The sequence below is a fragment of the Microvirga sp. M2 genome (assembly GCF_047497095.1).
Lineage (GTDB): Bacteria > Pseudomonadota > Alphaproteobacteria > Rhizobiales > Beijerinckiaceae > Microvirga.
The window spans coordinates 147,958-160,347 of the sequence record NZ_CP134063.1 but is presented as its reverse complement, the minus strand read 5'-3'; the positions used below and the strand labels follow the sequence as shown (position 1 = coordinate 160,347).

Annotated in this window: 7 protein-coding genes; 3 read left to right on the top strand and 4 right to left on the bottom strand. The window is 65.4% G+C overall.

Going from position 1 to position 12,390, the window contains the following annotated elements; genetic code table 11:
* Positions 1–587: 587 nt before the first annotated feature.
* The 3 genes from RE429_RS00775 to RE429_RS00765 all read right to left on the bottom strand — a co-directional run bounded on the left by RE429_RS00775 (position 588) and on the right by RE429_RS00765 (position 2,173).
* Positions 588–863, bottom strand: a complete 276-nt coding sequence (locus tag RE429_RS00775; RefSeq protein WP_414472514.1) for a hypothetical protein — start codon at positions 861–863, stop codon at positions 588–590.
* A gap of 182 nt (positions 864–1,045) precedes the next feature.
* Entirely contained in the window at positions 1,046–1,528 is a 483-nt protein-coding gene (locus tag RE429_RS00770) for an N-acetyltransferase family protein (protein ID WP_414474264.1), read from the bottom strand.
* A 468-nt stretch (positions 1,529–1,996) separates the two neighbouring features.
* Complete coding sequence (locus RE429_RS00765; RefSeq protein ID WP_414472513.1) at positions 1,997–2,173, bottom strand: hypothetical protein; 177 nt, start codon at positions 2,171–2,173, stop codon at positions 1,997–1,999.
* A 216-nt stretch (positions 2,174–2,389) separates the two neighbouring features.
* On the opposite strand from RE429_RS00765, the gene RE429_RS00760 reads away from it, so the two are divergent.
* From RE429_RS00760 to RE429_RS00750, 3 genes are all read left to right on the top strand, one after another.
* Positions 2,390–5,833, top strand: a complete 3,444-nt coding sequence (locus RE429_RS00760; RefSeq protein WP_414472512.1) for a PAS domain-containing protein — start codon at positions 2,390–2,392, stop codon at positions 5,831–5,833.
* Positions 5,834–6,034: 201 nt separating this feature from the next.
* Complete coding sequence (locus tag RE429_RS00755; protein WP_414472511.1) at positions 6,035–7,306, top strand: efflux RND transporter periplasmic adaptor subunit; 1,272 nt, start codon at positions 6,035–6,037, stop codon at positions 7,304–7,306.
* 11 nt (positions 7,307–7,317) lie between these two features.
* Positions 7,318–10,551 (top strand): multidrug efflux RND transporter permease subunit, encoded by a 3,234-nt coding sequence (locus RE429_RS00750; protein WP_414472510.1) that lies wholly within the window; start codon positions 7,318–7,320, stop codon positions 10,549–10,551.
* Here RE429_RS00750 and RE429_RS00745 read toward each other — a convergent pair.
* Positions 10,505–12,379: a glycoside hydrolase family 2 protein gene (locus RE429_RS00745; RefSeq protein ID WP_414472509.1), complete on the bottom strand. Its 1,875-nt coding sequence runs from the start codon at positions 12,377–12,379 to the stop codon at positions 10,505–10,507. The genes RE429_RS00750 and RE429_RS00745 overlap by 47 nt on opposite strands.
* Positions 12,380–12,390: the final 11 nt, after the last annotated feature.

The window sequence follows — 12,390 nt, the reverse complement described above, 5'->3', positions numbered from 1 at the left end:
TCCGACGGCGCCCCCCGAGCCCTGCTCAGTCACCTCAAAGGTTCGATGGTTACGCCCCCCTCGCGGACGAGCTTGTCTCGGTGGAGGTGGGTGACATGGTCCCGATGTCGCTCCGGACGCGGGATCCAAACGAGGCCGAGCGCATTCACGCCATCGCTGACGCTGCCCTCAAGCGGTTCTGAGAAGCCCACCGTAACGGGCCCATCAGCCTCTCCCGGCGGCAAATCATCGCCCTCTCCGGCCTTGTTCATGGTGAACTCACCCCGCTTCGGCGGAACGAGCCTGGACCCCCTTCGACGTGGGCGCCTATCCACTGCGGGCGTGCCGCCTGGGCGTCCACGGGATAGCCCGCAGACGGGACATAAACGCCCTGACCCTCACGACCATCGACAACGAACCCCGCGTCCTCGATACGGCTCTGGCCGGGCCGCTTGGGATGGCGACCATCGACAAGACCCGCGAACTGATCCTCGCCGGGGAGAACGCACCGGAGGCCGTCCCTCGACGGAGTTCCACCGCAACCGTCAGCGGGTTCTCCCGATCTGCATTCTTTCACGCATTGAGCTGGCCAAGGAAGTGCGGGCCGTTCAGTGGTCGTGGGGTCGCCTCGACGCTTCTTCGATCAAGCCGGGAAGATCCCGCGTCATCCAAGAGACCATCTCGGCATGCGTGTTGAGATCGGTCGGCATGGGGATGAACGGCGGCCTCGGGTCACTGCCTGCGGCATCCGCCTCATCGGCCTCGAACGGTTCCTGAAAGGGTACGATCGGCAGCGTCCGACCGAACAGCGCAACCAGCAGGCACAGCATTCCAAGAGTACCAGCCGAGATCGCGAGAAGGTCTAAGGCGATGCCTGAAAGCACGACATGTCTCCGATGGGACTGGTATGATAGCAGGAGAACATCAGCTCCACACCCTGCCGAAGCCGCCTGCCGGCTCGTCAGCGTGACCTTGAGACCGGTGCTTTAAGCGGTTCGCACCCCTTGTCCTGGGGTTCAGCGATGGATGGTTGCGCGAGACGGGGCTTCAGGCGCGCGGAGCGGTCTCAAAGCGCCTGGAACATCACCAACGCATCGACGTAGCCGTGGACCGGATGGTGAAAGGCCAAGGGGAGCCGACCGACGATCTCGAAGCCGAGCTTTTGCCAGAGGCGCACCGCCCGCTCGTTGGTGCTCACCACGAAGTTGAACTGCATACCCTGGTAACCGCGCGACCGGGCGTGCGCCAAGGCGTGCTCGCACATCCGCCGCGCCACCCCACGCCCCGTAGCATCCGCACTCGTCATGAAGCCACAGTTGCAGACGTGACCGCCACCACCTGCTTGGTTCGGGCGGATGTAGTAGGTGCCGAGGATCGTTCCGTCTTCCTCGGCTATGAACGTTTCCTTGTCCGGGCCAAGCCAGTAAGCCAGCGCGTCCGTCTCGGTCATGTCCCGGTCAAGCGTATAGGTCTCGCCAGCGCGAATGACCGGCTCGATGATTGACCAGACGGCGGGAGCGTCTTCGGGGCGGACCGTGCGAATGAGCATGGCCGCAACATTAATCGTTCTTGGCGTCTGGGTCACCCGCATATCCGAGCCTGCCCGTTCAGGGACGGATTGATGCTATCGGTCAATCAGACACTTACCTAGCCGAGGACGAGTTCTTTCCTGGGCACGATTCCTTTCAGGAATGAGTGTTTGACATCCGTGTTTGAGGTCCGTTGCGATGGCGCCCGTGTGATGCACGGGCGAAGCATGGGTCGGGCCCTTTTGCTTTTGGAATCCTCAAGGCGATGAAGCGGCAGAGGATGTCCTGAAGGGCTGTGCCCCAGCCATCGGAACGGAGGGCTCGGCGCGGTTCGGACCGTCCTTCGGGCACTCCGGGAGACTCGACATATCGGGCCTCCGGCCCCCGGTCTTGCTCATCCCAGGCGGGTTCGCCCGACGGCCGAACGTCTCGAGATCTTCGATCGGGTCTGAACCGGAATGTCGCCGACCGGCGGGCCGACGGCCGCCTTATTGGCTGTTGTCGCGGTTGTGCCCCCTGTCCTCGAACAGGCAGACGAGAACGAAGAGGCTGAGAACCGCCGTCAGTTGGGCGATGTTCTCGACGACGACCGGGAGGCTGTCGCGAAAGGGTCCGCTGGCAAGGACCGAGAGAACCAGGATGGGAACGGCCGCCCAGATCATCATGCTCACCTCCATGGCCGAGACAGCTATCTATCGTGGCGTTCCTGAACGGAATCTGTATGGCCGCGTATCGTCCCGGCCGCGATGGCCGTCGCGACCCGCCGTCTCCGCCGCGCTCCTGTGACCGGGCCTGCTCTGGGCAGGGCGAATATTTACCCTAGATCGGAAGGCTTTCGGTTCTTATATCGCTGCGCCTTGTGAATTACGGAGGGGTCGCCCTTGTCGAAGTCCATGTCCGGGACTCCAGAAATCTTCGTCGGCCATGGCGAGATGGCCACACTGATGCGGGCGAAGGATTGGAGCCGGACGCCCCTGGGCCCGCCGGAGCAATGGCCGGAGGCCCTCAAGGTCGCAACGCGGATCCTGCTGACGTCGCGGTTCGAGATGTGGCTCGGCTGGGGTCCGGAGATCGCCTTTCTCTATAACGATGCCTATCGCCCCACGCTCGGCCTCAAGCATCCGGAGTCTCTGGCCAAGCCGACCCGCGAGCTCTGGGCCGAGATCTGGGAGGATATCGCCCCCCGGCTGCGCGAGGTCTATGAGCGCGGCGAGGCGACATTCGATCGTGCCCTGCTGCTGATCCTGGAGCGCAACGGTTATCCGGAGGAGACCTATCACACCTTCTCCTACAGCCCCGTGCTCAATGAGGACGGACGGGTCGGCGGCGTGTTCTGCGCCGTGTCCGAAGACACCGACCGCATCATCAGCGAGCGCCGGCTCGGATCGCTGCGCGTGCTCGCGAGCGGCTTGGCGGCCGCCGACAGCCGCAAGGCGGTCCTCCAGGCCGCACAGGCCGGCCTCGCGGCCAATTCGTGGGATCTTCCCTTCACCCTGACCTATCTTTTCGAGGACGACGGCACGGCCGAGCTCGCCTTCACGACCGGCTTCTCCGGCGGACACCCGGCCGCGCCCCGCTCTCTCGATCCGGCCGCCTCGAGCCTTTGGCCGCTCAATCGGCCCGAAGCCTTGGTCGACCTGTCCGGCTTCGCGGATCTGCCCATGGGGCCCTGGAACCGTTCTCCGGCCCAGGCGGTGATCGTGCCGCTGGTCGGACAGGGCAAGGAGGCGCCGATCGGGGCCATGGTCGTCGGCCTCAATCCCCATCGGTTGTTCGATGCCGAGTATCTCGGCTTCCTGCAGCTCATGGCCGGGCAGGTCTCGTCGAGCCTCGCCAGCGCCGATGCCTACGAGGCGGAGCACCGGCGGGCCGTGGCCCTGGCCGAGGCCCTGGGCATGCGTCAGCAGGCCGCCAAGGCTCTCGAGGACATCAATGCGCGGCTCGAATCCGAGGTCGAGCTCCGGACGGCCGAACGCGACCGCATGCGCGCGCTCTTCCAGCGCGCCCCCGGTTTCATGTGCGTCCTGCAGGGACCGGAGCTCGTCTTCGAGTTCATGAACGAGTCCTACCAGCTGCTCGTCGGAAGCCGCGACCTCACGGGTCTTCCGATCCGAGCGGCGCTGCCCGAAATCGAGGGCCAGGGATTTTTCGAGCTTCTCGACGAGGTCTATCGGACAGGCGAGCCTTTCGTCGGCCGCAACATGCCGGTCCATATCCAGCGCGAGCCCGGCGGCCCCCTGGAAAAGCGATTCGTGAACCTGGTGTACCAGCCGATCGTCGAGGCCGATGGATCCGTCTCGGGGATCTTCGCCGAGGGACATGACGTCACGCACCAGATGCGCGCCGAACAGGCTCTGCGTCAGCTGAACGAAACCCTTGAGCAGCAGGTCAAGGAGCGCACCTACGAACGCGACCTCGTCTGGCGCATGAGCCAGGACCTCTTCGTGCTCTGCGGCTTCGACGGCCACTACCGCAGCCTGAATCCGGCATGGGCGGAGGCGCTCGGCTATCAGACCGAAGAGCTCGTCGGCATGCGGTTCGACGCTCTCGTTCACCCGGACGATTGGGGAGTCCTCGAAACGCAGTTCGACCGCCTCGCGGAGGGCCGGATCGTTCGCGACTTCGACATCCGCATCCGCAGGCAGGACGGCGCCTACCGCTGGTTCAGCTGGTTCTGCGTGCCGGAAGGCGATCAGTTCTACGCGGCGGGCCGCGACATCACCGAACGCAAGCAGCTCGAGGAGCACCTGCGCAACTCGCAGAAGATGGAGGCGCTGGGCCAGCTCACCGGCGGCGTGGCGCACGACTTCAACAATCTGCTCCAGGTGATCAGCGGCAATCTGCAGCTCCTGATCAAGGATATCGCAGGCAATACCCGCGCCGAAGCGCGGGTCCAGAATGCGCTCGCCGGCGTGTCGCGCGGCTCCAAGCTCGCCGCCCAGCTCCTGGCCTTCGGCCGGCGCCAGCCGCTGGAGCCCAAGGTCGTCAATGTCGGTCGCTTCATCAAGGGCATGGACGACATGTTGCGCCGGGCGCTGGGCGAGGAGATCGAGATCGAGACGGTGGTCTCGGGAGGGCTGTGGAACACGCAGGTCGATCCGGGCCAGATCGAGAACGCCATCCTGAACCTGGCCATCAATGCCCGGGACGCCATGGGGGGCCGCGGACGCCTGACCATCGAGGCCGGCAATGCCCTGCTCGACGATCGCTATGCCCTGCAGCACGAGGTGGAGGCCGGCCAATACGTGATGCTCGCGGTGACCGATACCGGAAGCGGCATTGCGCCCGGAATCCTGGACCGGGTGTTCGATCCCTTCTTCAGCACCAAGCCGGAAGGAAAAGGCACCGGCCTGGGCCTGTCGATGGTCTACGGTTTCGTCAAGCAGTCCGGCGGGCACATCAAGCTCTACAGCGAGGTCGGCCAGGGCACGACCGTGAAGATCTATCTGCCACGGGTGCATGGCCAGGAGGATGTGCTCACCGATCTTCGCACCGTGCCGGTCCAGGGCGGAACCGAGACCATTCTGGTGGTGGAAGATGACGACGAGGTCCGCGAGACCGGTGTCGCGCTCCTGTCGGATCTCGGCTATCGCGTGCTCAAGGCGCGGGACGCGACAAGCGCCCTGAACGTGATCGAGAGCGGGCTGGACATCGATCTCCTGTTCACGGACGTGGTCATGCCGGGACCGTTGCGCAGTCCCGAACTGGCCCGCAAGGCGCGGCTGCGCCTGCCGCACATCGCCGTGCTGTTCACCTCGGGCTACACGGAGAACGCGATCGTGCACGGCGGTCGCCTCGATCCCGGCGTTGAGCTTCTGCCGAAGCCGTATTCGCGCGAGGACCTCGCCCGCAAGATCCGGCATGTCCTGGCCAACCAGCAGCAGCGCAACCGTGCCGCATCGCCGCGCTCGTCTCAGGCCGGGGTCCAGGCGAGAATGGCCGGGAACGCCACGGGCTGGACCGTTCTGCTGGTCGAGGACGATGAGCTGATCCGGAGCAGCACGGCCGAGATGCTGACCGGGCTCGGCCATGAGGTGCTGCTGGCCCGGGATGCGGCGTCGGCCCTGAAGACGCTCGAAACCCGATCCGTCGACCTCCTGGTCGCCGATGTCGGTCTTCCCGACCTGTCCGGGACCGAGCTGGCTCAGCGGGCATCGGATGCCCGTCCGGGTCTGGGCCTGGTCTTCGCGACCGGAGACGAAGCCATGCCGGCCGAACCGGGTTCGGCGCGCGCGGTGCTTCTGGTCAAGCCTTATACCGAGCAGGATCTGGCGCAGGCTCTGACCGCCGCCATGTCCAGAGCGCGCTCGGATGCGGCGGAATAATCGCCGCATCCCCATGTGCGACCGTGCTCGCGGCCGGGCGCGACATCGCGGACCGGCCGTCGGCGGGAGAGTCACGCAGGTGTGATCCTCCTTCCCTGGTAGCATCCAGCCCACAATCTATATGCCCTCGTTCGAGGATGCTCTCTCAGAGGTGCCGTTCGGCGCTGGGCTTGAGGCCGGGCAGCGTGGTTGGATATGCGCATGACGAAGCCTTTACAGCGCCGGTCCAAGTTTTTTGGCGGAGCGATCCGCCTCCTCATCGTCTGTGTTCTGCTCGCCGGTGCGTACGGAATCTGGATCGCCGTCAACCGAACGCAATCGCGCCAGAATACGGCGCGGCAGGATCTGCCCCCCGTGCCCGTCCAGGTCGCCGCTGCGGTCCGCTCCAAAGTGCCCATCTACGCCACCGGTCTCGGCTCGGTGCAGGCCTACAACACCGTCACGGTCCGCTCGCGCGTCGACGGGGAGGTTCAGAAGATCGCCTTCGAGGAGGGGCAGATGGTGAAAGAGGGCGACCTGCTCGCCCAGATCGACCCTCGGCCCTTTCAGGCCATGCTCGACCAGGCGATCGCCAAGAAGGCGCAGGATGAAGCGCAACTGGCCAACGCCAAGCTCGATCTGGCCCGGTACAACGAACTGGCGACGCGCAGCTTCGCGTCCAAGCAGCAGGTCGACACGCAGCAGGCCACCGTCAACCAGTTCACGGCCCAGATCCAAGGCGATCAGGCTCAGATCGACAGCGCCAGGACGGAGCTCGGCTACACCACGATCCGGTCCCCCATCGCCGGACGCACGGGCCTGCGTCTCGTCGACCAGGGAAACATCGTCCGAGCGACGGATCCCGGCGGCATCGTGACCGTCGCGCAGATCCAGCCGATTTCGGTTCTCTACACCTTGCCTGAGCAGACGCTGCCGGCGCTTCAGAAGGCCCAGGCAGCGGGGCCGGTGACGGTGCGGGCCCTGGCGCAAGGGAGCAAGTCCGTCCTGGCGCAGGGCACGCTGACGCTGATCAACAACGAAATCGATCAGGAGAGCGGCACGATCAAGCTGAAGGCTTCCTTCGAGAACAAGGACCGGGCCCTCTGGCCCGGACAATCCGTGACCATGCGGACCCTTCTCGAGACCATGGATGCGCTCACCGTACCGGCCGACGCCGTTCAGCGGACTCAGCAGGGGCTCGCCGTCTATGTGGTGCGGCCCGACGACACGGCTGAGTTTCGACGGGTCGAGGTCGGCCCGATCACGCAGGGCGTTGCGGTCATCGAAAGCGGCCTTTCCGAGGGCGATCAGGTCGTGACGTCGGGTCAGTACCGCCTCCAGCCCGGAACGAAGATCCGCAAGACCGAAGGCCAGCCGCCGCAGGCGCCGGGTTCCGCCGGGCCGGGTCCCGCCGGGCCAGGTCCTGCCGGCCAAGGCCCCGCCGGCCAAGGTTCCGCCGGTAGCGGGAAAACTCAGAGCGTCTCCACCGAATAGGGAAGCTACCCATGGCGCATGGCCCTGGTCCAATGGACGTCTCGCGCAGCCAAGGCGGCATATCCGGCCCCTTCATCCGCAGGCCGATCGGGACGTCGCTTCTCATGCTGGGCCTTCTCTTCGTGGGAGCCGTCGCCTATCCCTTCCTGCCGGTTGCGCCGTTGCCGCAGGTGGATTTCCCCACCATTCAGGTGAGCGCGGCCCTTCCCGGGGCCAGCCCGCAAACCATGGCGTCCTCGGTCGCGCAGCCTCTCGAACGGCAATTCTCGCAGATTCCGGGCGTGACGCAGATCACCTCGACGAGCACGCTCGGAACGACCGCGATCACCGTTCAGTTCGAGCTCGAGCGCAATATCGATGCGGCCGCGCAGGATATTCAGGCCGGGATCAACGCGGCCAGCGGCCAGCTTCCGAAGGACCTGCCGAACGCCCCCGTCTATCGCAAGGTCAATCCTGCCGATGCGCCCATTCTCATCATCGGCGTCGGTTCGGACACGCTGCCCCTCTCCGAGGTCGACGACAATGCGGATACGAAGCTGGCCCAGCAGATCAGCCAGATGCCGGGGATCGCGCAGGTCAATATCGGAGGCGAGCAGAAGCCGGCCGTTCGCGTTCAGATCGATCCTGCCCGCCTGGCCGCGAAGGGGCTCTCCCTCGAGGATGTGCGGGACAAGATCGCCGTATCCACCGTCGACAGCCCCAAGGGCAGCATCAACGGCCAGACGCGGTCCTTTACGATCTACACCAACGATCAGCTGACCGCTGCGGCCCAGTGGAACGACGTCATCGTGGCGTATCGCAACGGCGCGCCGATCCGGATCCGTGACATCGGACAGGCCGTGGACGGTCCGGAGGATACCCTGAAAGCGGCGTGGTCGAACGGACGCCGCGCGGTTCTCCTGGTCGTGTTCAAGCAGCCGGGGGCCAACGTCATCGACACCGTCGACCGCGTCAAGGCCGCGCTGCCGCACCTTCAGGCCGCGCTGCCGCCGAGCATCAAGGTCGATATCCTGAGCGACCGCACGCAGACGATCCGCGCCTCGGTGTCGGACGTGCAGATGACGCTTCTTTTGACGATCGCCCTCGTGGTGACGGTGATCTTCCTGTTCCTCAGGAGCCTGTGGGCGACCATCATTCCAAGCGTGACGGTCCCGCTGGCCCTCCTCGGAACGGCCGCGACGATGTATGTCCTGGGCTACAGCCTCGACAACCTGTCCCTGATGGCGCTCACGATCGCGGTCGGCTTCGTGGTCGATGACGCGATCGTCATGACGGAGAACATCGTCCGCCATCTGGAAGGCGGGATGACGCCCATGCAGGCGGCGCTCACGGGCGCCGGGGAGATCGGATTCACGATCATCTCGATCAGCCTGTCGCTCGTGGCCGTCTTCATCCCGCTCCTGCTCATGGGAGGCGTGATCGGACGCCTGTTCCGCGAATTCTCCGTGACGGTGACGATGACCATCGCCATCTCGGCTCTGGTGTCCCTGACACTTGCGCCGATGCTGGCCTCGCGCTTCCTGAAGGACGAGAAGCACGTGCGCCACGGCCGCCTCTACATGCTGATGGAGGCGATGTTCGACGGCATCCTGCGCGCCTACGAGCGAGGGCTCGATTGGGTTCTCAAACATTCCTTCCTGACGGTGCTCGTCTTCTTCGCGACGGTGGCGGCCTCGGTCTATCTCTACGTCATCATCCCGAAAGGCTTCTTCCCTCAGCAGGATACCGGCCTCATCACGGGCATTTCCGAGGCCAGCCAGAACGTGTCCTTCCGTGAGATGTCGCAGATCCAGCAGACGTTCGGCGGAATCATCGCCCAGGACCCCGACGTGGCGACCGTCGCCATGTTCGTCGGCTCGGGAGGCGGGCAAAGCCTCAACAACGGCCGCGTCTTCATCGCACTCAAGCCCCGTCCCGAGCGGAAGTCTTCCGCCGCGGAGATCATCGGCCGCCTGCGTCCGCAGCTTGCGAAAGTCCAGGGTGGGGCCCTGTTCCTGCAGGCGGCTCAGGACATCAACGTCGGCGGGCGCGCGACGCGAACCCAATACCAGTATACGATCCAGGACGCCAATCTCGCGGAACTCGACGAGTGGGCTCCCAAGCTCCTCGAAAAGCTCAAGCAGCTGCCGGAGCTGCAGGACGTCGCGACGGATCAGCAGACGAACGGAGGCACGCTGACCCTCGAGATCGACAGGGATCAGGCATCCCGCTTCGGCTTCGATCCGCAATTGATCGACGACACGATCTACGATGCCTTCGGTCAGCGGCAGGTGACGCAGTACTTCACGCAGCTCAACTCCTATCACGTCATCCTGGAGGTCCTGCCCGAGCTGCAGAGCAATCCGGACACGCTGGAGCAGATCTATCTGCGCTCGCCGCTGACGGGCCACCAGGTGCCGCTCTCCGTTCTGGCGCGGTGGACCACGCGTCCGGTCGCTCCTCTCTCGGTCAGCCACCAGGGTCAGTTCCCGGCCGTCACCCTCAGTTTCAACCTGGCGCCGGGAGTTGCCCTGGGGCAGGCGACGGCGGCGATCGACCGGGCTCGTCAGGAGCTGGGAACGCCGGGCGCGCTGGTCGGAAATTTCCAGGGGAACGCCCAGGCTTTTCAGCAATCAACCCAGTCCACGCCGTATCTGATCGCGGCCGCGCTCGTGGTCATCTACGTCATTCTGGGCGTCCTGTACGAGAGCTACATCCACCCCCTGACGATCCTGTCCACCTTGCCCTCCGCGGGCCTCGGCGCACTGGCAACGCTGATGCTCTTCCACATCGACTTCAGCCTGATCGCGCTGATCGGCGTCATTCTGCTGATCGGCATCGTGAAGAAGAACGGCATCATGCTCGTCGACTTCGCCATCGAAGCCGAACGGGCGGAAGGGCTCTCGCCAAGAGAGGCGATCCGCAAGGCCTGCATCTTACGGTTTCGCCCCATCATGATGACCACGATGGCGGCCATCCTGAGCGGCCTGCCGCTGATGATCGGCGCAGGCACCGGCGCCGAGATCCGGCAGCCGCTCGGATACGCCATGGTCGGCGGCCTGGTGGTCAGCCAGGCTCTGACGCTGTTCACGACGCCGGTGATCTATCTCTATCTCGACCGGTTCTCCACCTGGCTGACGCATGCGTTCAAAAGGGCTCCGGCGGCGGAGCCTGCACCGGCGCAGATGGAAACCGCGGCGCGCCCCGGCGGCGTGCGGATCATTTCTGGCCGCGTGCGCGCCGACGCCGCTCCACCTCGTGCTTGATCAGCATGTCCAGGATTTCACTCGGCACCGCCTTCGAGGGACGGCTGTTGATGGCGCGCAGGCGCTCGGAATCGAATTTCGGCTCGCGGTCGACGGTGAGCAGGCCGTTGGTCTCCTGGGCGGTGTCGGTCAGCTGAGTGTAGCAGAAGCCCGCGAGGGCGGTGGACGCGAGGAGAGCATCGACGAGCTCCTCGTAGCGCTCGAGCAGCGCCTCGGGGCTGGCGAACTGGCCGTAGCCGAACCAGTCCTCGCTCGCCTGAGGCACGAATCCGAGGCCGCCGAATTCGCTGATGACGATCGGTTCGTCGGTCATCTCGGCCCCTTCCCCGAGCAGGGAATGGTGATGCGGACGCACATGGCGGAACGTGCGCTCGATGGTTTCATGATCCGCGTAGCGTTCGCGCAGCATCTCGCCCGTGGGCGCATAATCGTGCACGCCGAACACGTCGCCGACGGCATGCTGCCAGCCGTCATTGCCGATTACGGGGCGCGTCGGGTCGAGCGCCCGGGTGAGGTGATAGAGCGCCCGCACGAAGTCGCGCTGCTGGGCCGAGCGGTCGAGATCGGGTACGCCCCAGCTCTCGTTCAAGGGAACCCAGGTGATGATGGAGGGATGGTTGTAGTCGCGCCTCACGGCTTCGAGCCACTCGCGCGTCAGCATCTCGGCCGCGCGATCCGAATAGACATAGGCGTTGGCGGCCTCGCTCCAGACCAGCATGCCGAGCCTGTCGCACCAGTAGAGGAACCGGGGATCCTCGATCTTCTGGTGAATCCGGATGCCGTTGAAGCCCAGCGATTGAGCAAGCTCCACCTCGCGCTTGAGCGCATTCGCGTCGGGAGCCGCGAGAAGGGAGCTGGGCCAGTAGTTCTGCGCCAGCACCAGCCGCAGAAAGATCGGGATGCCGTTGATGATGAAACGGCCGTCGCGGGCCTCGATCCGGCGCAGGCCGAAATAGCTTTCGACCCGGTCGACGACGGCGCCGCTATCGTCAAGAAGCTCGATTGTAGCCTCGATGAGATTGGGATGTTCCGGCGCCCAGAGCAGCGTGCGGCGCCGGCGGATCGCCGCGTCGTTGATGTCGAGGAGGAGATCGCGCCGGAGTTCACGGCCTGACAGAAGGCACGTGTCGTCGGCCAGCGTGCGCGTCGGCAGATCGCCTCTCAGCCGCACGCGGACGCGCCAGCCTTCGGGAGGCGAACCGTCCAGCCTGAGAACCATCCTCACGCCGAACCGGTCGACATCGGGCGTCCAGCGAATCTCCGCGATCGCCACCTTCGGCACCGGTTCGAGCCAGACCGGCTGCCAGATGCCGGTCGTGCGGTGATACCAGATATAGCCGGGCTCTTCCTCCCAGTATTGCTTGCCGCGCGGCTGCTGCAGGTCGCGCGGCTCGTCTTCCGCGCGCACGACGATCACCTGGACCTCTCCGGGAACGAGCAGCGGGGTGATATCCGCCGAGAACGGCGTCTGCCCGCCGGCATGCTCGACCGCCATGCGGCCGTTGACCCAGACGATGGCCCTGAAGTCGACGGCTCCGAAGTGGAGCAGGAGACGGCCGCGACGGACATCGTCGTCAAGGCGGATGTCGCGACGGTACCAGACCACCCGGTGGAATCCCGTCTCGTGGATGCCGGATCGCTCGCTCTCGGGCGGGAAGGGCACCATGATCTCGCGGTCGAAGGGCTCGGCCCGGTCGAACCAGTGCTCGAAAAGCCCGCGATCGGCATCGTCGAAGGCAAAGCCCCACGGGCCGCACAGGTCGGTCCAGCGATCACGGCGCAGGTGCGGGCGGGGATGAAGATCGGCCGGGGAGATCGTCTCAGTCATCTCGTCTGCCA

Coding starts and splice junctions, on each gene's coding strand:
- RE429_RS00770 (WP_414474264.1), bottom strand. CDS start 1,528: ATGCTCATTCGCACGGTCCGCCCCGAAGACGCTCCCGCCGTCTGGTCA.
- RE429_RS00765 (WP_414472513.1), bottom strand. CDS start 2,173: ATGATGATCTGGGCGGCCGTTCCCATCCTGGTTCTCTCGGTCCTTGCC.
- RE429_RS00755 (WP_414472511.1), top strand. CDS start 6,035: ATGACGAAGCCTTTACAGCGCCGGTCCAAGTTTTTTGGCGGAGCGATC.
- RE429_RS00750 (WP_414472510.1), top strand. CDS start 7,318: ATGGCGCATGGCCCTGGTCCAATGGACGTCTCGCGCAGCCAAGGCGGC.
- RE429_RS00745 (WP_414472509.1), bottom strand. CDS start 12,379: ATGACTGAGACGATCTCCCCGGCCGATCTTCATCCCCGCCCGCACCTG.